We start from the raw sequence: 20600 nt of genomic DNA, 5'->3' as shown, positions 1-20600 counted from the left end.
CATTTTTAGGGTAAAGAAGGTATCCGCTCCAAAAAACTAACTATTAGCTTGTCGATATTTTGTTTTACATTCTTCATGAAGGTACCATTCCTGCGATTAGCAAGAACAAGACTAATAGATAGGCACTGATGACCTAAAAGCTCTCCTAAACCTAATAAAGCGGCAGTTTCCATTTCAAGATTAGTTATATTCAGGCCTGCAAAACTAAACTCACTTAATTTAGTTAAGAAATTGGGGTAACGAAGGGGTAAGCGCAGCATTCTACCTTGAGGGCCATAAAACCCGCCGCAGGTTGCGGTAATACCTACCATCCCCATGCCTTTAAAATGATCTACGAGCTTTGTATGAGCACCCGATACAAAAAAAGGACCACATTCAGTTAAATGGCTTTGCAAAGCTGTTTGTAAATTCGCTAAATCAGCGGATAACTCATAATCATAGTAGTTAATAAAAGCCTCAAATCCAATAGCATAGCGGCTAACAATAATATCTCCTGGCTCACAATCATTTTTTATACCACCCGTTGTACCAAGTCTAATAATAGTGACAGGTTTTGCTGTCTCTCGGAGAGTTCGCGTTTCCAGGTTAATATTTGCCAGAGCATCAATTTCTGTCATAACAATGTCTATATTTGGCATTCCAATACCCGTTGACAAAACACTAAGGCGCTGGGATCCAATATAGCCAGTATGTGTCACAAACTCGCGATGTGTTCGTTTAAATTCAATTTTATCGAAATGTTGGCTAACTTGTTGCACTCGCCCAGGATCACCCACAGTAATGATAAGATCTGCAATTTCTTCCTGACGTAAATCCAGGTGGTAAACAGCACCGCGCTTATTAAATGGTAGCTCCGCTGGTTTTATCATTATTATTTCCTATTAAAAAATCCAAATTTGTCTCATACTTATTCATACTGTTAAAAATGAATTTGCTAGCAGATAAATTGACTGTAAAGGGCCATTTTTATATAGTTCTGCCCACTGACGCAAGCGAGAAGGCTGTGAAGCCATAAACTTAGGAGACGCGATGACTCAAAAAGTTGCACAACTTAGCATAGACGGCCATGATCCGATTGAGCTTCCAATTTATAGCCCAACTCTTGGTAACGATGTGATTGATATTAATAAGCTGGCTGCACAAGGCTATTTTACTTTCGATCCGGGCTTTGTTGCCACAGCTTCCTGTGAGTCAAAGATTACTTATATCGACGGTGAGAATGGAATTTTACTCTACAGAGGTTATCCAATTGAACAATTGGCGGAGAAAAAAGACTTTCTGGATGTGAGTTATCTCTTACTTAATGGGGAGCTCCCAGACGAGAAAGAAAAGAAAAGTTTTGTTAGTTTAATTAATAACCACACTATGGTGCATCAACAGATGTACAATTTTTTAAATGGATTCCGTAGAGATGCGCATCCTATGGCTATTATGGTAGGTATTGTGGGTGCTTTATCCGCCTTCTATCATGATTCAATTGACTTAAACAATCAGCAGGATCGCTACATTTCTGCAATACGTTTAATTGCCAAAATGCCTACTTTAGCGGCAATGAGTTATAAATATTCTGTTGGACAACCTTACATGTACCCACAGAATAGAATGTCCTATGCCGAAAACTTTTTACATATGATGTTTGGCGTACCTTCTGAAGATATTACTCCTGACCCTGTCATTGTTAATGCGATGGATACTATCTTTACCTTACATGCCGATCATGAACAAAATGCATCAACATCAACAGTGCGACTTGCAGGCTCAACTGGTGCTAACCCTTATGCCTGTATTTCTGCTGGAATTGGAGCTCTTTGGGGACCTGCACATGGCGGAGCTAATGAAGCCTGCCTGAATATGCTAAAAGAAATTGGGGATGTAAAACATATTAATCATTACATTAAACGTGCGAAAGATAAGGATGATCCTTTCCGTTTGATGGGCTTTGGACATCGCGTTTATAAAAGCTATGACCCACGTGCAAAAGTAATGCGCAAAACTTGCTACGAGGTTCTTAATGCTGTTGGAGCTCATGATGCGCCATTATTTAAACTGGCACTCGAGCTTGAGCGTATTGCGCTTGAAGATGAATATTTCGTTGAGAAAAAACTCTATCCTAACGTTGACTTCTATTCAGGTATTACATTAAGCGCTATTGGTATTCCTACCAACATGTATACTGTTATTTTTGCTCTGGCGAGAACAGTAGGATGGATGTCTCACTGGATGGAGATGGTAGCTAGCAAATCTAAAATTGGCCGTCCACGTCAACTTTATACGGGTGAGCGTGAACGCGACGTAATGTAAAGTTACCTTGAGGATGCCATTTATCATCCTCTCAATGACCGAGTGTCTCTGCGTTGGGCTGCAAAGCCCAACCATCCTTCAGCAATTTTGCTAAAATTCTGCTTTACACTCTGCTACGGTCACTTTTTTTTAGTGTCATTCCCGCGTAAGGCGGGCATCTACTCATCTTTGAATTCTCCACTTTGTCTCGAGATAGATCCCGCCTACGCGGGAAGGATATAAATTTAACTCAAAAACGTTCCTATCAGAGTAATTGGGAAAGGGCATATAAAATATGATTGCCTTATAGCTTTTACCTAAACAATAATTATAAAACTTTACATTACACTGAGAGAATAAATGCAAAGGATTTGTTTTTTTGATAGTCATTTTCATATTATTGACCAGCGATTTCCATTGATTGCAAATAACAATTATTTACCGCCACCTTTTACAGTTTTTGATTACCATAAGCGATTAGAGAAGTTTAATATCTTGGGAGGAGTCCTCGTCTCAGGTTCTTTTCAAGGTTTCGACCAAACTTATCTATTAACTGCATTGAAAGAATTAGGGCCTACTTTTGTTGGAGTAACACAACTGCCAGCCTCTGTATCCGATACTGAAATCCTCAATCTGCAGACTGCCGGTGTTCGTGGTGTTCGTTTTAATTTAAAACGAGGTGGTTCAGAGAGTCTTGCAAATTTACAATCGTTTGCCAATCGTGTATATGAACTTGCCAATTGGCATATCGAGTTATACCTTGATTCTCGTGAGTTAACAGAACTTATTGATGTTTTACTTAAACTTCCTGCCGTTAGCATTGACCATCTTGGCTTAACAAAAGAAGGTTTACCTATGCTTCTTTTGTTAATTGAACAGGGTATTAAGGTTAAAGCGACTGGATTTGGTCGAGTTAACTTTAATGTCACACAGGTCCTGAAAGCTATTAGCGCTGCTAATCCAGATGCGTTAATGTTTGGTACAGATCTTCCTTCAACGCGTGCCCCACGACCTTTTGAAGATAATGACATATCAATTATCTTAGAGACATTCGATACTTCAATGGCTGAAAAAGTGCTCTATCTAAATGCCTTTCAATTTTATCGTATGCCAGAACTACCCGAAACACCGTAAGAACTGTATCAGGATCTACTGCGACTTAATCATCGCTAATGCTTTACTCCAACCGGCATAATCCTTTTCAATGCTATTGGCTTTACTCTCAACTTTAAATTCTTGTTCACAATCCCAAGTCTTTTGCAAAGCATCCAGCGAACTAACTAATCCACATCCCAGGGCCGCTAACATAGCAGCGCCTTGCGCTGTGGTTTCTATATCGAGAGGACGCTGTACCGTTAAGGCACACTGCAAAGCCAGAAATTGTAAAAACCATTGATTTGCAGCCATTCCACCATCGACACGCAATAAAGCAATATCTAAATTGCTGTCCTCTCGCATGCATTCCAGTATATCCCGAGTCTGATAGCAAACACATTCGAGTGCTGCACGCGCAAAATGGGCTCTATTACTTGTTCGACTTAAACCGACAATGGCGGCACCAGGTTTTGAGATCCAGTGGGGAGCTCCTAGACCCGTAAATGCTGGAATAAGATAAACCCCTTCGTTACTAGTTAAACTCTGTGCGAGTACTTCCGTTTCAGCCGCAGTAGCTATCAATTTCATTTCATCTCGCAACCATTTAACGGTAGTGCCTGCATGATAAAGACTACCTTCTATGCCATAAGCAGTTTCTTCCTTTATTCGATAAGCAATTGTTGTTAGCAGTTTATGGTTAGATATCACGGGTTTATTGCCAGTATTCATTAACAAAAATCCACCGGTACCAAACGTAGCCTTCACCATACCATCCTTAAAGCAACGCTGCCCTATGAGTGCAGCTTGTTGATCACCCGCTACGCCAGTAATTGGAATAGTTACTCCCAAATGTTCTTTTGCTATTACACCAAAATGAGCATCACTGGCACATACCTCAGGCAAAATTGCGATGGGAATATTAAACAGCGAGAGCAATTCATCATCCCATTGTTGTTCAATAATATTAAATAATAAGGTACGAGAAGCATTGGTCACATCAGTTAAATGAGCTTCGCCTTTAGTCAAGCGCCAAATTAAAAATGTATCGATAGTTCCAAATGCAAGCTGGTTTTTTGTCGCAAGGGCGCGAGCTTGAGGAATGTTGTTCAGGAACCAATGTAGTTTGCTCGCAGAAAAATAAGGGTCAGGCAAAAGCCCAGTCTTTTTTTGTAATAAATCACTATAAGATGACAATGATTGGCAAAAGTCTTCTGTCCGTCTGTCTTGCCATACAATGGCAGGCGCCAGGCATTGCCCCGTATGCTTGTCCCAAATCACAGACGTTTCTCGCTGATTGGTAATACCGCAAGTAAGAATCTTTCCCGCCTCCACTTGGCTAACAACATCCTGCATCGCTTTGAGTGTTTTACGCCAGATTTCTTCGGGATCATGTTCTACCCAGCCAGGATTAGGATAAGATTGGGTAAGAGGATACTGACTGGCAGTTATTAATTTTCCGGCAACATCATATAACATCGCCCGAGTACTACTTGTTCCTTGATCAATGGCAAGAAGATAGTTCATTGCTTTAAATCCCTCTTAAGTCACCTCAATTAATTTCAATTGAATATTTTAACTGCACTTGAAAATGATAGAATGATTAGTAAATTTGTAGTGAATAAGCTTCTCATCTTATACGCTTTTTGCGGGGACGAAAACATGGAACAGGTTTTTGATGTTGCAGTCATTGGTGGCGGAATTAATGGGTGCGGAGTTGCAGCTGATGCAGCACAACGTGGTTTGTCAGTTATTCTTTTTGAACAAGAAGATCTTGCCTCCAAAACCTCTTCCAGTAGCAGCAAATTAATCCATGGGGGAATCCGTTATCTTGAATACTACGATTTCAAATTGGTCAAAAAAGCCCTGGATGAACGGCAACGATTATTGTCATTAGCACCTCATCTTATACACCCGCTGCCTTTCGTACTACCGTATGAGCAAAATATGCGACCAGCCTGGTTATTGCGCACAGGCTTATTTCTCTATGATAACTTGAGTCGCAAGAACAAATTACCCCGAAGTAAACTTCTTCGTCGTAAACAGCACCCTACGTATTTTTCTCTTTTAAAGGAAAAATATAATAAAGGCTTTTTATTCTACGATTGTGCAACGGATGATTCCCGCCTAACCATTACCAATGCACTACAAGCTAAAACATACGGAGCATCTATTCATAACTATACGAAACTTATACAGGCCACTACGAAAGATGGAATGTGGCATCTAACCATTAAAACACTTTCTAACGAGGAACAGTTAATCAAAGCAAAAACTGTTGTTAATGCAACGGGACCTTGGGTTGAATCAATTAATAATTTATTGCAAATTCCTAACCAATATCAAATGTCCTTAGTTAAAGGCAGCCATTTAGTAGTTCATAGACTCTATGAAGGAGAACACGCCTACCTGCTGCAACATCTGGATGGACGCATTGTCTTTATCGTACCTTATCAAGGCTACACCATGATAGGAACTACAGATGTTGCCTTCAAAGGCTCCTTAGATGAGGTCAATATCTCCAATGACGAAGTTGATTATCTTTGTAACCTGGTGAATAACTATCTTCGTTGCGATATTCAACGCGAGAATATCATTAATACCTGGAGTGGTGTCAGGCCATTACTCGCTGCTGCAGGAGAGCTTAAAACCTTAAGCCGGGATTACACCTACACCTACACCGACTCACCGGCACCTGCCGTAACAATTTATGGTGGAAAAATAACAACCTATCGTCAACTCGCTTTAGAAAGCGTGAACGAACTGAGAACTGTTTTCCCTTATCTTTCAAAATCAGAAACTAGCAACACGCCACTTCCAGGCGCCAGATTGCAAGATATGTCCTATAAAGAGTATTTAGTTTTTGCACGAGAAAAATATTTTTGGTTACCTGAAGATCTCAAAGAGCGTTACCTAAGCAGCTATGGAACACACACTGAGCTTTTATTAGCTGGCTGCAAGAAGATGGCAGACTTGGGACATGATTTTGGAAATAGCCTATATCAGCTTGAAGTTGATTATTTATGCCGTGAAGAATGGGCCTTAACCTGTGAAGATATCTTATGGCGCCGCACAAAACTTGGCTTAAATTTTCCTCCCGAAAATACCCAGGCTCTTACCGAATATTTACTGCATAGGAATCACTAATCTGCTTTAAGAACTTACACATGTTATATATTAGCTCTATTTGCTATCTATTTCGCTCCATTATTGTAACTCTCGCGTCATCCCGAGCGTAGCGATGGATATAAATCTTTCCATTCAGAATTCAATTTATTAATCGCTCTTGCTTCTTTTCTAAAACAAATTCTTGTTCAATGAATGGAGACGGCTCCAATAATAACCAGAAACCAAGCACTCTCCATTGCAGGAAGATCCCTCGCTACGCTCGGGATGGCGGGAGAAGAGTTGCTATTATTTTAGCCTTTACTTTTTGTGAAGTACTTTAAATTAAAGTTCGCCTTTATCAATTTTATCTCGAATCTCACTCACATCAACATTGATTGCCTGCTGTACTAAATCTTTAAAAATTGATTCGGGCATACTGCCAGCTTCTGAATAGATGGCGATGCCTTCTTTAAAAACCATTAAATGGGGGATAGAGCGTATCTGAAAAATATCAGCTAGCTCGGTTTCTTTTTCAATATTCACCTTGGCAAATTTAACGGTTGGGTTTTGCTCTGCAACTTTCTCATAAACTCTGGCAAATTCCTTGCAGGGTGCACACCACTCTGCCCAAAAATCAATAAATACCAGAGAATTTTTTTCAATAAATTCTTCAAATTCCGCTGTTTGAAGTTCATGAAGCGGCATGAGTTTTCTCCTGGTTAATGCAGGCTAAAATCTTAGAAAAAATATTATCAACTGCGTCGACACCATCAATGCGATGGAATTGAGGTGCTTCAGGATTTTTAGTTTTAGCCCATTCCTGGTAATAGTTAATTAGCGGTTCCGTTTGTTGATGATATACAGCCAAACGTTGCTTAATGGTTTCCTCTTTGTCGTCATCACGTTGAATCAAACGCTCTCCGGTAACGTCGTCAAGAAAATCCTTTTTGGGAGGATGGGACTTAACGTGGTAAACACGACCAGAAGCCACATGCACTAATCGGCCACTAATACGACTGATTATCTCTTTATCGGGAACAGCAATTTCAATCACATGATCCAGTTTAATATGAGCATTTTTTAAAGCATCAGCTTGAGGTAGTGTTCGCGGAAACCCATCAAACAAAAAGCCATTGCGACAATCAGGTTGCTGTAGACGCTCTTTCACAAGACCAATAATAATATCATCTGACACCAATTCTCCGGCATCCATCACCTTTTTTGCACTTTTACCTAATTCAGTTCCTGCCGAGATCGCTGAGCGAAGCATATCACCTGTTGAAATTTGGGGAATTTTAAAATGGTTAACTAACTTTAGTGCCTGAGTTCCCTTTCCTGCACCTGGACCACCCAATAGCATTAAACGCATCAATAAGCTCCTACTTAAATGAACCTATCATCCTACCTTTTCAAAGGAAGAATGTCATTAGTATATAACCAACTATACGTATTAGATTATCTATTTTGATTAAAAAATATTCTATATGGTGTTATCTTGATATATGTTTTTCTTAAAATCTAAATCTTGATCTTCCAGGCAATGACCCACGGCATTGATTTAACTGCGCCTGGAATATTTGTGATCTAGCCTTTACCTTTCGAGAAACCTGAATTAACCAAGGTTTCTTTAGATAGGTTTTACGTTGATAACCACCAATCCCTTCATGGTATGCAAGATACAAACGATATGCGTCATTGCGGGGAATGCCTGCTTGTCGATTAGCCTGATTGGCATACCAGCCAACAAAGTCAACTGCATCAGCAAAGACGCCACGAGAAGCCCACATACCGCCTCCGCCTTCAGAGCGCTTATAGAGCGCCCACGTAGAACGAAGTGCTTGTGTATAGCCGTAAGCCGTCGAGGGTCTTTTCCAGGGAATAACCCACAGCAATTTAGTTCGCGCAGGTTGTGCGCTGCCATCAAATTTGGATTCTTGATGTAGAATAGCCATTTGCACTGCTACAGGCACTCGCCAACGTCGTTCAACATCAAGGGCATCTCGATACCATTTAGGATATTGATGGAAAACACCACAAATATTGTTAACATCACGAGGAGGACGAGTCGTACATGATACAAGCAATAACGAGCAAAAGATTAAAACAAATAATTTTAACTTCATTTTTTCTTATTATGTCGAATTTTTATGGACATATTAGTAGCAAAAATACCGCTAAATTTAAACATTTTTTATTAGGGAATATCCTAATTCATTTTTAAAGGAGAATTTCAATTCACAAATTGCACTAGCTATGTTAGTTTCTAGCGGGTCAACATCTTTTGCAGATTAAATGAGCACGCTTGTATTTGATATAGAAACGATTCCTGACATCGAGACCGGACGAAAATTGTATGATTTACACAATTTATCGGATGAAGACACGGTTGCAGCCCTTTATGCTCTTCGCCGAGCAAAAGTTGGTAATGAATTTCTTCCTCATTATTTACAAAAAATTGTTGCGATTTCGTTAGTTCTTAGCCAAGGAACTCAACTCACCGTTTGGTCTCTTGGAGATGAGCAATCCAGTGAACAAGATTTGATTCACCGTTTTTTCTCAGGCGTTGAGAAATATACGCCTGTTCTTGTGAGCTGGAATGGTTGTGGTTTTGATTTACCGGTGCTTCATTATCGCTCTCTTTTGCATGGCATATCTGCTCCCACGTATTGGGAAAATGGAGAAAATCAACAACATTTTCGCTGGAACAATTATTTAAATCGCTTTCATTATCGTCATCTCGATCTCATGGATGTACTTGCTTCTTATCAAAATAAAGCATTTGCCCCATTAGATGAGATCGCCTCAATGCTGGGTTTTCCTGGCAAGATGGGGATGAGTGGCGCTAAAGTTTGGGAAGAATACAATCAAGGCAACTTAAAAAAAATTCGTGATTATTGCGAAACAGACGTGTTAAATACTTATTGTGTGTACTTGCGTTTTGAATTAATGCGTGGATCATTAAATCAAGAGGAGTATACCCGAAACGTAGAAAATCTGCGCACTTACCTGCTGTCACAGCCTGAGAAAAATCATTTTCAAGAATTCTTGCAGCGCATGAATTGATAATGGATCTACCTCACTAAGCCTATTCTACCGGAACTTTTTTCTTACTCCTTCCATGAGCCAGACGACTAATTAGTACGTAGAAAACAGGGGTGAATACTAAACCAAAAAAAGTAACGCCGATCATACCACTAAACACCGCTACCCCAAGCGCTTGACGCATTTCAGATCCGGCACCCGAAGCAATTACTAGCGGATATACACCTAAAATAAAGGCAAATGACGTCATTAAAATTGGTCGAAGTCTTAATCTAGCAGCCTGAATCGCAGCCTTCCATCGATTAGCGCCTGCATTCTCTAATTGTCGTGCGAACTCAACGATTAAAATCGCGTTCTTTGAGGCTAATCCAATAAGCACAATAAAACCAAGCTGAGTCATTACGTTATTTTCCATGCCCAAAATCTTAAGTCCAATCAATGCAGAAAATAAGCACATTGGAACAATTAGAATAATAGCTATGGGTAAAACCCAGCTCTCATACTGTGCTGATAAGAGTAAAAACACAAACACGACCCCTAGAATAAAGGCAATCGTTGCCGTATTTCCTACCATTTTTTGTTGGTAAGCAAGTTCCGTCCACTCATAACCAATCCCATCGGGCAAAATTTCGTTGGCTAATTTTTCCATTGACGCTAGTGCTTCACCAGTGCTATACCCCGGTTTCACATCACCTAAGAGATCAATTGCCGGATAGAGATTATAGCGAGGCATCCTTGATGGGCCGAATGTATCTTCAAGATTAGCAACTGAACCAATAGGAACCATATCCCCTGAGTTATTACGCACCTTTAATCGCAAAATATCATCCGCCGTTAAACGGTAATCTGAATCAGCCTGAGCCATAACTCGAAATGTTCTTCCTAAATAATTAAATTCATTGATAAAAACAGAGCCGAGATACACTTCCAGGGTTTCAATCACTCTGGCAACTGGTACTCCCAAGCGTTCTGCTTTTTCTCTTTCAAAAGCCAAATGAATTCTAGGGGTACTATTTTCAAAAAAAGTAAATACAGATGTGGTTTCCGGTGCTTGATTTGCTTTGAGAGCGAGATTTGCAACCGCCTCTGAAAGTACATCGATTCCTCGTCCGCCTCGATCCTGGATCATCATCTTAAAGCCCCCGGCATTACCAATTCCACGCACTGGAGGTGGAGGAATAACGACAATCATGGCATCTTTAATACTTCCCATTTCCTGTCTTAATTTTTCCAACATATCATTGTAAGTGATCCCCATCTCCTTTCGCTTTTTAAATGAATCCATGACCGGGAAAATTGCTGCAGCATTTGATGAGTTGGTAAATGTGGCTCCCGCAAATCCTGTAAAACCAACGGCATTACTAATTCCAGGTATAGCTAATATTTTACGTAATGCCTCTCTTACCACGCTATCAGTCCTATCTAGTGATGCTCCAGGAGGTAACTGTACCGAGATAATAAAATAACCTTGATCTTGTCTTGGAATAAAACCGGTCGGTACAAATTTAAATAGAAAAACAGTGGTTGAAATTAAAATTATATAAATTACGAGCATCAATCCTGTGCGTCGTGTTAATTTAGCCACAAGCTTGCCATATCGTACTGATACGTAGTCAAAGCCCTGATTAAATTTGCTTAGAAATGATTTGACAGGATGGCGCATTGAGGCCTTAGACTCTTTTTCTATTTTATGAGGTTTTAGTAATATTGCAGCCAAAGCTGGACTTAGAGTTAATGACACAAAAACGGAAATTACTGTAGCAACGGCAATGGTCGTACCGAATTGTTGATAAAATCGTCCTGATATACCCTCCAGGAATATCGTAGGGAGAAAGACAGCCACCAGTACTAAACCAATAGCGACAAGTGCTGAACCTACTTCGGTCATTGTCTTCCTTGCCGCCTCTCGTGGATTCATACCAGCGCGAATATTACGTTCCATATTTTCAATAACAACAATCGCATCATCAACAACAATACCAATAGCCAAAACCAACCCGAAAAGCGTTAAATAATTAAGAGAAAATCCAATGGCCTGCATGACTGCAAATGTTCCAATCAAAGAAACAGGAATAGCAATGATAGGAATGATTGCCGCTCGCCAGGACTGTAAAAAAATGAGGATAACTAAAACAACCAGCAACACTGCTTCATAAATAGTATGAAAAACTGCAGTAATGGATTCAGCAATAAATTCTGTAGGATTATAAGCAATTTTATACTCAATCCCAGGAGGGAATTCTTTAGCGATCTCCTTCATTGTCTCAATAATTTCTTTTGCAGTTGCCAGTGCATTCGTCCCAGGACGTTGAAATACTGGCAAAGCTACCGCAGGGTAGCTACCCAGATAACCTTTTGTAAAATAATCCTGGGCACCTAATTCAATGCGGGCAACGTCTTTCAGGCGTACTATCCGCCCACTTTCACCTGATTTAACTATGATATTTCCAAATTCTTCAGGATTAACAAGACGGCCTCGTGTTTCAATATTGTATTCGATCCCATATTGCTGCTTTTGCGGCTGGCTATTTAAAGTTCCACTCGCAATTTGCACATTTTGAGAACGCAATGCATCAACAATATCTTCAGCTGCCAAGTCATAGGAATTAATCAGATCAGGGTCAAGCCATATACGCATTGCATATTCGCTAGCCCCAACCAGACGAACATTCCCTACTCCATCAATACGCCTAATCTTGTCGCGAATATTCAATACGGCATAATTTCCCAAAAATGTTTGATCATAGCGTCCATCCGGTGAAAAAAGGTTAATCACCAACATTAGATCAGGCGCATTTTTTACTGTTGTTATACCAATACGACGTACTTCTTCTGGCAACCTAGGTTCTGCAATGGCAACACGGTTTTGCACCAGTACCTGCGCTATATCCAAATCCGTCCCTAATTCAAAGGTAATAGTCAGGCGCATCTGCCCATCATCAGTAGATTGCGAATCCATATATAACATACCCTCGACCCCATTTACCTCCTGTTCAATGGGTGTTGCTACTGTTTCTGCCACAGTCTTGGCGTTTGCTCCAGGATAGGAGGCTGTAACTTGAATAGTTGGTGGTACGACTTGTGGATACTGTTCAATAGGCAAGTTGAAATAAGCAAGACCTCCAATAAGCACAATAATAATTGCAATCACAGTTGCAAATATGGGCCGTTCAATAAAGAAATGGGATATTTTCATTAACTACTTCCTGTTAGTTAAAGCATTACTCATGTAATTGAACATTAATTGGTTTGACTTCTTGCCCTGGAACATGAATGCGCTGAAGGCCACTAACAACGACACGTTCATCCCCTTTAAGACCGCTGCGAATAATGTAAAAACTACTATCTCGAATAGGACCTAATTGTACATAAACACGCTGCACTTTATTTTGTTTATCGACAACATAAACATATTTTCGTGTTTGCTCTGTATTAATTGCTTTGTCTGGTAATAAAAGTGCCTCGTATTCAGCACTACCCGCTATACGTGCGCGACCGAATAAGCCAGGATAAATTACTGAATCGGGGTTTGGCACCGTGGCTCGTCCCAAAATAGTTCCAGTGCCTGTATCAACGACATTATCAAAAAAATTCATATTTCCTTTATGCAAAAATTCCTTCTCATCTTGCAATTTAATGACAATTGGACTGGAGCCTTCCTGAGAATCAGGAAGCTTGCCTTGCTTAGTCAAACGAATATACTTCAGTAAATCACTTTGACTTGCTTCAAAATAAAAATAGATAGGATCAAGCGATACTATTTTGGTTAATACGGTTTCATTTTTAGTAACCAGGTTACCGACACTAACATAATAACGACTAATTCTTCCGCCAATGGGCGACTTAACCTGAGTGAATTCAAGATTTAATTTCGCGTCATTAAGTCGAGTTTCAGCTACTTGCATTTCTTGAAAGCGTTGATCAATTGTCTCAGCTGCAATAAAGCTCTCTTTCTTTAACTGAATAGCCCTTTCATATTGTTTGGTAGCCAATTCATATTCAGCTTTTGCCCTTGTTAAAGCATATTCAAACGGACGTGGATCAATAATAAATAAAATATCACCAGTTTTAACAAATTGCCCATCCTTAAATTTAATTGCATCGAGATAACCCGTAACTCGAGCACGAATATCTACTTCTTGAACAGCTTGAAATCGCCCAGTGTATTCATCCCACTCAATAATTTTCTTTTTTAGAGGATAAGCAACATCTACTTCAGCAACGGGTGGTGGCGTTTTTGGTGTTGAGGGACCACACGAAGTAAGGACATAACCAAAGAAAAAAATTATCATTATTTTGACGAGTTGCATCCCTTCTTCTCCTAAAACAATTTAAAGCCGAACTCTTTTGGTGCTTTTACAATATCCCTCTCTCTGTATTCGTCCGTCGGCATTTAATCTTGAATCTTGTATTTTACTAAATTCCAGCTTTAACCATTACCTTCTAATGGAGACGACTGATTATGAGGAATGATTTTTTTTAATAGAATAGCATCTTCTTCGCCATTCTCATCTTTATAATATCCTTTTTTAATCAAATCCTTATAGAAGCCAAATTTTTGATACAGTTTGAGTGCTGCTTTATTACTTGGTCGAACTTCTAGAATAACGGTGTCAGAATCAGAATTAGCCAATGAATTTAACACTGCTTCCAGTAATTTTTGTCCATAACCCTTACCTTGCTCGGAAACAGTGACACATAAGTTCAGAATATGACAAACGTTAAAGCTATTGCGGCAAATAATGTAACCCACGAGTTCCTTACCAGAAGCTGTCATTATTTCCAGAACACGGCAATCATAACCAACTAATATACAATCACTTAGAATATCCCTGCTCCATGGAGCTCGATGTGAAGATTTTTCGATTGTATAAACATTATCTATGTCTCTTTGCTGCATTGGGCGTATTTCAAACATTCTATGCTCCTGAGCCCAGAATCTGGTTTACAAAAAAACGGCCATCAAGAATAGTATGGCCGTTTATTTGAAAAAAGAGAGAGTTACCGAAGAAAAATCTCTATTTTGCTCATCATCACATAAGATGGCAAAAATTAGCTTACTTCTTTTTTTTAGGCATGTAGAGATCAGTAACTGTTCCTTCAAACACTTCTGCCGACAAGGCAATAGTTTCTGATAAAGTAGGGTGTGGATGAATTGTTAAAGCGATATCTTCTACATCACATCCCATTTCAATTGCCAATGCAGTCTCAGCAATCAAATCCCCTGCATTAATACCAACGACACCCGCACCAAGAATGCGATGCGTTTCTGGACAAAATAACGTTTTCGTCATTCCTTCCTCCCGTCCCATACTCAGAGCACGCCCACTGGCAGCCCAAGGGAAAACACCTTTTTCATAGGCAATCCCTTTTTCTTTTGCTTCTTTCTCAGTAAGCCCAGCCCAGGCAACTTCGGGATCGGTATAAGCAACACTTGCTATGCACTTTGGATCAAAATAGTGTTTCATCCCGGCAATCACTTCCGCTGCGACACGCCCTTCTGGAATTGCTTTATGCGCAAGCATCGGTTGTCCTACAACATCACCAATTGCAAAAATATGAGATACATTGGTACGCATTTGGTTATCAACTTTGATAAAACCACGCTCATCAACATGCACACCGGCTTTATCCGCATCAATAGTTCCACCATTTGGCTTTCTTCCAACACACACTAAAACCTGTTGGAAACATAAAGGTTTTTCAGTGGCATGTTGTCCTTCCATAGAAACATAAATACCATCTTTTTTAGCTTCTACACCCGTAACCTTAGTTTTTAGTAAAAATTTGACGCCTTTTTTAGTCATTCTCTTTTGTAGAACATTTACTAAATCAGCATCAGCACCGGGAATTAATTGGTCCATAAATTCAACAACGGTGACATCAACCCCGAGTGCAGAATAAACCGTAGCCATTTCTAAACCAATAATACCACCGCCTAATACAAGTAGACTTCCCTTAATATCAGCGAGCTCCAAAGCACCTGTGGAGCTAAAAATACGAGGATCTTCTGGAATAAATGGCAAATTAATAGATTCACTCCCTACCGCAATAATCGCATTTTCAAAATCAACAGTGGTGACACCATCTTTTCCCTGAACCGTTACTTGATGAGTCCCGGAAAATTTAGCCACGCCGGTAATTACTTCGACTTTTCGTTGTTTGGATAAAGCTTTTAATCCGCCAGTCAGTTTGCCAACAACAGAGTTTTTCCAGGCAACAAGTTTTTTATTATCAAATTTTGGCTTACCAAATGCTACACCTTGTTCAGCCATTTCATGCGCTTCGTCAACAACTTTAGCAATATGAAGCAGTGCTTTTGATGGGATACAGCCTACGTTTAGGCAAACACCGCCTAAATTATCAAAGCGTTCGATAAGAACAACTTTCTTACCCAAATCCGCAGCGCGAAATGCTGCAGTATAACCACCAGGACCACTCCCTAACACGACTACTTCTGTTTTAATTCCAGCCATCTTATGCCTCATTAATTATCATAAATCTTTACAAAACTCGTTAACTAAATTAATCACTTATCGTTCAAATCACTTTCAACTTTAGATACTGCGAAGAAACCACAATACGTGATTCTCTAAACTATCCGAAACCCTGTTACAATAAAATTCGACGAAGGTCACCCAGGGATTCAGCAATAAACCGCGTAAAACGAGCTGCCTCCGCGCCATCAATTACCCGATGATCATAAGATAATGATAACGGTAACATGAGCCGTGGCTTAAATTCGCCATTTATATAAACTGGTTTTATGCTGGAACGTGACAGTCCAAGAATAGCAACTTCAGGGCTATTTACAATCGGAGTAAATGCAGTACCACCAATACCACCTAAACTTGAAATGGTAAAACAACCACCACTCATATCGGCTGGCATCAACCCTTTATCTCGCGCTTTCGCACTTAATCGTCCCATCTCGATAGCAATATCGCTCACTGATAATTGATTGACATCACGTATTACGGGAACGACTAGCCCATTGGGTGTCTCCACAGCAATACCAATATGGCAATAATGCTTATAAATTAAATTTTCTCCACTCGCATCAAGAGAAGCATTAAATTGCGGATATACGGATAATGCTTTGCTAATGACCTTAGTAACAAAAGCAAGCATTGTTAACTTATAGCCGGTTTGCTTATCAGCCTCTGACTTTCTGAATGCTTCCAATTCAGTAATATCTGCTTCATCAAATTGAGTCACATGTGGAATCGTTACCCAAGAGCGATGAACATTAACGCCTGTTAGACGCTTAATTTTATTGAGAGGTTTAACCTCTATCTCACCAAATTTACTAAAATCAATAACCGGTGCCGTTGGAAGTGCAAAGCCTCCTGTTGCGGGTTTTTCACTCAACCTTGTTTTAACATAAAGTTGCAAATCTTCCTTTGTAATTCTTGATTTTCGACCCGTCCCTTTTACTTCTGCTAAATTGATTCCAAATTCCCTAGCCATTCGTCGTACTGCAGGACCAGCAGGAACATTTGTATTTAATGTACTCTCTGGCAGGCTATGAACAGTTGCAACTTGTCCGGCAGGTTGTTCTTTTGGTGCAGATTCTTTAGGCTCAGCTTTGTTTACTGGCGTTGGTGCCGGGCTTTCAGCACCACGTTGTTCAGCATTAAGAGTAAGAATTAACGAACCCTGGGATACCTTGTCTCCAACTTTTACTGAGATGGCTTCGACTACTCCAGCAGCTGGCGATGGAATATCCATGGTTGCCTTATCACCTTCCAAGGTAATAAGTGATTGATCTTTGGTGATAGTATCACCTGCACCCACCATAATTTCGATGACATCCACATCAGTAGCACCACCAATATCAGGCACTTGAACTTCAAGACGTTTGCTTGTTGTTGGAGGTGTCGGATTTTTAGACTCAGCAGCCGTTACTTGTGAATCCTCGGCTTTTTCAACAGAAGGTAAACTCTCTAGGGTCGATTTTTCACTTGAAGATTCTTCCGTAGTCAACGTTAAAATAACATCACCTTCAGATACTTTATCACCCACTTTGACTTGTAATGATTTGATTTTTCCTGATTGTGGTGAAGGAATTTCCATACTTGCTTTATCAGACTCTAAAGTAATTAACGGTGTATCATTACTTATTTCATCCCCTGGCTTAACCAATACTTCAATAACATCAACATCTATTGCACCACCAATATCAGGGACTTTTATTTGAATCTCATCTGCCATATTTATCCTCAGCAAACACAGGTAATCCTGCAATGCTTCATTGCAGGATGACTATTAAAGGGTAATTAATCAGTGAGTTACTGGATCAAGCTTCTCACTATCAATGCCATAACGTTTCATCGCATCAACTACCGTTGATTTAGGTAATGTACCCTGTTGAGCTAAAGCATCTAATGCAGCTATTGCAATAAATTTAGCATCAACTTCGAAGAAATGACGTAAGCGTTGACGTGTGTCACTGCGTCCATAACCATCTGTACCCAGGGTAATAAATGGTGCGGAAACAAAAGGCCTGATTTGATCGGCATATAAGCGCATATAATCTGTTGCAGCAATCACGGGCCCTTTACGATCAGCTAATTGCTTAGTTACATAACTTTGCTTGGGCTTATCTTCAGGATGCATGCGATTATGACGCTCAACAGCTAACCCGTCTCGTCTTAATTCATTAAAGCTTGTGACACTCCATATATCAGAAGTTACTCCAAAATCATCACTAAGCATTTTCGCTGCTGCAATTACTTCACGTAAAATAGTACCACATCCCATTAACTGGACATGTTTTTTACTGGGTTTTTTAGTTTCTTGCAGCAGGTACATCCCTTTAATAATTCCTTCTTCTACACCGGCCGGCATGTCTGGATGAGTATAGTTTTCATTCATAACCGTAATGTAGTAAAAAACGTTATCTTGCTTTTCATACATACGATACAAACCATGCTGAATGATTACAGCCAACTCATAGGCATAAGTAGGATCATAAGCAATGCAATTGGGTATGGTAGAAGCCATAATATGACTATGACCGTCTTGATGCTGCAATCCTTCCCCCGCCAGAGTTGTTCTACCAGCTGTACCACCTAATAAGAATCCTCGAGCCTGCATATCCCCTGCAGCCCATGCTAAATCACCAATACGTTGGAAACCAAACATGGAGTAATAAATGTAGAATGGAATCATTGCCAATTTATTAGAGCTGTATGAGGTTGCAGCAGCAATCCAGGAACAAAATGCCCCTGCTTCATTAATGCCTTCCTCAAGAATTTGCCCATCTTTTGCTTCACGGTAATACATCACTTGCTCGTGATCCACTGGCGTATATAACTGCCCTACTGGTGAATAAATTCCAATTTGACGGAATAAGCCTTCCATTCCAAAGGTACGGCATTCATCAGGAACAATTGGCACAATCCGCTTACCTAATTCTTTATCTTTAAGTAAAACGGACAACAGACGCACAAATGCCATGGTTGTAGAAATTTCACGATCGCCGGTACTCTGAGTGATTGTCGAAAAAGCCGATAACTCAGGCACTTTTAAAGGTTCAAAAGCGGTACTTCGCGCCGGTAAATATCCACCTAAAGCTTCTCTTTGCTTACGCAAATACTGGATTTCAGGGCTACTCTCGTCTGGACGATAGAATGGAATCTCTGTAATTTTGTCATCGCTAATTGGAATACTAAAACGATCCCTAAAAGCACGTAGCTGCTCGATGGTCATTTTTTTTTGCTGATGAGTAATGTTTTGACCTTCACCAGCAGCCCCCATACCATAACCTTTAATGGTTTTAGCAAGAATTACAGTTGGACTACCACGATGTTCTACAGCTTGTGCATAGGCAGCATAGACTTTTTGAGCATCATGACCACCACGATTTAAACGCCAGATTTCATCATCTGACATATTCTCTACCATTTTTTTCAATTCAGGGTATTGACCAAAAAAATGCTCACGGACATAAGCACCATCATTAGCCTTATAGGCTTGATAATCACCATCAACGCATTCTTCCATGCGCTTTTGCATAATACCTTTATCATCTCGGGCAAATAATGGATCCCATCGGCCGCCCCAAATAACTTTAATCACATTCCATCCTGCACCGCGAAATAAGCCTTCTAATTCCTGAATAATTTTGCCATTCCCTCTTACAGGACCATCAAGACGCTGTAGATTGCAGTTTACGACAAAAATCAAATTATCTAACTTTTCACGAGCAGCAATAGACAGAGCGCCTACAGACTCAGGCTCATCCATTTCACCGTCGCCAAGAAAAGCCCACACTTTACGGCCTTCTGCTTTAATTAAACCACGATTCTCTAGATATTTAAGGAAACGAGCCTGATAAATTGCTTGTAGAGGACCTAATCCCATAGACACTGTTGGAAATTGCCAAAAATCACCCATTAACCAAGGATGGGGATAAGATGATAAACCATTGACTTCAACTTCTTGTCTAAATTTGTTTAATTGATGCTCAGACAATCGTCCTTCTAAAAAGGCTCGCGCATAGATTCCTGGTGAGGAATGTCCCTGGATATAGAGTAAATCACCACCATGGTCTCCGTTGGGGCCTTTGAAGAAATAATTAAATCCCGTTTCGTATAAAGTAGATGATGAAGCGTAAGAGGCAATATGCCCTCCCAACTCAGGAGCATATTTACCCGCACGTAATACCATCGCAACAGCATTCCAACGAATTAATGCACTTATTCGCTTCCCTAATCCTTCATCAGGCGGCAACAATTTTTCTTCATGAGGTTTAATCGTATTACGATAAGGGGTATTAATTGCACTCTTTAGTTTTACCCCTTCGGCATTAGCCTTATTAATAAGCTCTTGTAGAAGAAATGCAGCACGCTGGCCTCCATCAGTGGAGAGTACTGCTTGCAAGGCATCCAGCCATTCACGTGTTTCAATTGGGTCAATATCATTACTATTTTCGTATAACATGAATGTTCCTCATTAATCTAAAGCTTTAGGGACAAACTGGTCGCAAGCTTTTATAAACCATTCCACTGCACGCCTGCATGCAAACTTGATAATCAGCATGACAATCGCAAGTAGTTTTGCGGCATTGTAGT

The 20600-nt window shown here is 40.1% G+C and carries 15 protein-coding genes; 4 read left to right on the top strand and 11 right to left on the bottom strand.

What is annotated here, in order from left to right:
* Window positions 1-5 precede the first annotated feature (5 nt).
* Entirely contained in the window at window positions 6-869 is an 864-nt protein-coding gene (locus PXX05_RS04825) for a nucleoside phosphorylase (RefSeq protein WP_275089931.1), read from the bottom strand.
* A 160-nt stretch (window positions 870-1029) separates the two neighbouring features.
* Here PXX05_RS04825 and gltA point away from each other — a divergent pair, with 160 nt between their 5' ends.
* Both gltA and PXX05_RS04815 read left to right on the top strand, forming a co-directional pair.
* A complete protein-coding gene (gene gltA / locus PXX05_RS04820) occupies window positions 1030-2301 on the top strand; it encodes a citrate synthase (protein WP_275089930.1) in 1272 nt (423 codons plus the stop codon).
* A gap of 339 nt (window positions 2302-2640) precedes the next feature.
* Entirely contained in the window at window positions 2641-3414 is a 774-nt protein-coding gene (locus PXX05_RS04815; protein ID WP_275089929.1) for an amidohydrolase family protein, read from the top strand.
* 15 nt (window positions 3415-3429) lie between these two features.
* On the opposite strand, the gene glpK is transcribed toward PXX05_RS04815, so the two are convergent.
* Window positions 3430-4899 carry a glycerol kinase GlpK gene (gene glpK / locus PXX05_RS04810; protein ID WP_275089928.1) on the bottom strand — a complete coding sequence of 490 codons (1470 nt, stop codon included), beginning with the start codon at window positions 4897-4899 and terminating at the stop codon, window positions 3430-3432.
* 135 nt (window positions 4900-5034) lie between these two features.
* On the opposite strand from glpK, the gene glpD reads away from it, so the two are divergent.
* Window positions 5035-6519 carry a glycerol-3-phosphate dehydrogenase gene (gene glpD, locus PXX05_RS04805; protein WP_275089927.1) on the top strand — a complete coding sequence of 495 codons (1485 nt, stop codon included), beginning with the start codon at window positions 5035-5037 and terminating at the stop codon, window positions 6517-6519.
* Between the two features lie 303 nt (window positions 6520-6822).
* On the opposite strand, the gene PXX05_RS04800 is transcribed toward glpD, so the two are convergent.
* The 3 genes from PXX05_RS04800 to PXX05_RS04790 all read right to left on the bottom strand — a co-directional run bounded on the left by PXX05_RS04800 (window position 6823) and on the right by PXX05_RS04790 (window position 8603).
* Entirely contained in the window at window positions 6823-7185 is a 363-nt protein-coding gene (locus tag PXX05_RS04800; protein WP_275089926.1) for a thioredoxin family protein, read from the bottom strand.
* The gene (adk, locus tag PXX05_RS04795) at window positions 7172-7849 is read right to left on the bottom strand and encodes an adenylate kinase (RefSeq protein ID WP_275089925.1); all 678 of its coding nucleotides are present in this window, start codon (window positions 7847-7849) and stop codon (window positions 7172-7174) included. Before adk ends, PXX05_RS04800 begins: the two co-directional genes overlap by 14 nt.
* A 142-nt stretch (window positions 7850-7991) precedes the next feature.
* Window positions 7992-8603 (bottom strand): transglycosylase SLT domain-containing protein, encoded by a 612-nt coding sequence (locus tag PXX05_RS04790; RefSeq protein WP_275089924.1) that lies wholly within the window; start codon window positions 8601-8603, stop codon window positions 7992-7994.
* A gap of 169 nt (window positions 8604-8772) precedes the next feature.
* Between PXX05_RS04790 and PXX05_RS04785 the strand changes: the two genes are divergently transcribed.
* Window positions 8773-9543 carry a 3'-5' exonuclease gene (locus PXX05_RS04785; RefSeq protein ID WP_275089923.1) on the top strand — a complete coding sequence of 257 codons (771 nt, stop codon included), beginning with the start codon at window positions 8773-8775 and terminating at the stop codon, window positions 9541-9543.
* Window positions 9544-9565: 22 nt separating this feature from the next.
* On the opposite strand, the gene PXX05_RS04780 is transcribed toward PXX05_RS04785, so the two are convergent.
* The 6 genes from PXX05_RS04780 to aceE form a co-directional block, all read right to left on the bottom strand.
* A complete protein-coding gene (locus PXX05_RS04780) occupies window positions 9566-12718 on the bottom strand; it encodes an efflux RND transporter permease subunit (protein WP_275089922.1) in 3153 nt (1050 codons plus the stop codon).
* Between the two features lie 25 nt (window positions 12719-12743).
* Complete coding sequence (locus PXX05_RS04775; protein WP_275089921.1) at window positions 12744-13832, bottom strand: efflux RND transporter periplasmic adaptor subunit; 1089 nt, start codon at window positions 13830-13832, stop codon at window positions 12744-12746.
* 119 nt (window positions 13833-13951) lie between these two features.
* Window positions 13952-14440, bottom strand: a complete 489-nt coding sequence (gene rimI, locus PXX05_RS04770) for a ribosomal protein S18-alanine N-acetyltransferase (RefSeq protein ID WP_275089920.1) — start codon at window positions 14438-14440, stop codon at window positions 13952-13954.
* A 139-nt stretch (window positions 14441-14579) separates the two neighbouring features.
* Window positions 14580-15998: a dihydrolipoyl dehydrogenase gene (gene lpdA / locus PXX05_RS04765; RefSeq protein WP_275089919.1), complete on the bottom strand. Its 1419-nt coding sequence runs from the start codon at window positions 15996-15998 to the stop codon at window positions 14580-14582.
* Between the two features lie 136 nt (window positions 15999-16134).
* Window positions 16135-17736 (bottom strand): dihydrolipoyllysine-residue acetyltransferase, encoded by a 1602-nt coding sequence (gene aceF, locus PXX05_RS04760; RefSeq protein WP_275089918.1) that lies wholly within the window; start codon window positions 17734-17736, stop codon window positions 16135-16137.
* A 69-nt stretch (window positions 17737-17805) separates the two neighbouring features.
* Complete coding sequence (gene aceE / locus PXX05_RS04755; protein WP_275089917.1) at window positions 17806-20469, bottom strand: pyruvate dehydrogenase (acetyl-transferring), homodimeric type; 2664 nt, start codon at window positions 20467-20469, stop codon at window positions 17806-17808.
* Between the last annotated feature and the right edge of the window lie 131 nt (window positions 20470-20600).

It is taken from the genome of Legionella cardiaca, assembly GCF_029026145.1.
Lineage (GTDB): Bacteria > Pseudomonadota > Gammaproteobacteria > Legionellales > Legionellaceae > Tatlockia > Tatlockia cardiaca.
Note: the sequence above shows the minus strand (reverse complement) of the source record. Positions and strands in the feature narration are given on the sequence as shown.

Bases quoted from the DNA above. Each gene is read 5' to 3' on its own strand.
- glpK (WP_275089928.1), bottom strand. From the start codon at position 4,899: ATGAACTATCTTCTTGCCATTGATCAAGGAACAAGTAGTACTCGGGCG.
- PXX05_RS04800 (WP_275089926.1), bottom strand. From the start codon at position 7,185: ATGCCGCTTCATGAACTTCAAACAGCGGAATTTGAAGAATTTATTGAA.
- PXX05_RS04815 (WP_275089929.1), top strand. From the start codon at position 2,641: ATGCAAAGGATTTGTTTTTTTGATAGTCATTTTCATATTATTGACCAG.
- aceE (WP_275089917.1), bottom strand. From the start codon at position 20,469: ATGTTATACGAAAATAGTAATGATATTGACCCAATTGAAACACGTGAA.
- glpD (WP_275089927.1), top strand. From the start codon at position 5,035: ATGGAACAGGTTTTTGATGTTGCAGTCATTGGTGGCGGAATTAATGGG.
- PXX05_RS04780 (WP_275089922.1), bottom strand. From the start codon at position 12,718: ATGAAAATATCCCATTTCTTTATTGAACGGCCCATATTTGCAACTGTG.
- aceF (WP_275089918.1), bottom strand. From the start codon at position 17,736: ATGGCAGATGAGATTCAAATAAAAGTCCCTGATATTGGTGGTGCAATA.
- gltA (WP_275089930.1), top strand. From the start codon at position 1,030: ATGACTCAAAAAGTTGCACAACTTAGCATAGACGGCCATGATCCGATT.
- rimI (WP_275089920.1), bottom strand. From the start codon at position 14,440: ATGTTTGAAATACGCCCAATGCAGCAAAGAGACATAGATAATGTTTAT.
- PXX05_RS04825 (WP_275089931.1), bottom strand. From the start codon at position 869: ATGATAAAACCAGCGGAGCTACCATTTAATAAGCGCGGTGCTGTTTAC.
- lpdA (WP_275089919.1), bottom strand. From the start codon at position 15,998: ATGGCTGGAATTAAAACAGAAGTAGTCGTGTTAGGGAGTGGTCCTGGT.
- adk (WP_275089925.1), bottom strand. From the start codon at position 7,849: ATGCGTTTAATGCTATTGGGTGGTCCAGGTGCAGGAAAGGGAACTCAG.
- PXX05_RS04785 (WP_275089923.1), top strand. From the start codon at position 8,773: ATGAGCACGCTTGTATTTGATATAGAAACGATTCCTGACATCGAGACC.
- PXX05_RS04775 (WP_275089921.1), bottom strand. From the start codon at position 13,832: ATGCAACTCGTCAAAATAATGATAATTTTTTTCTTTGGTTATGTCCTT.
- PXX05_RS04790 (WP_275089924.1), bottom strand. From the start codon at position 8,603: ATGAAGTTAAAATTATTTGTTTTAATCTTTTGCTCGTTATTGCTTGTA.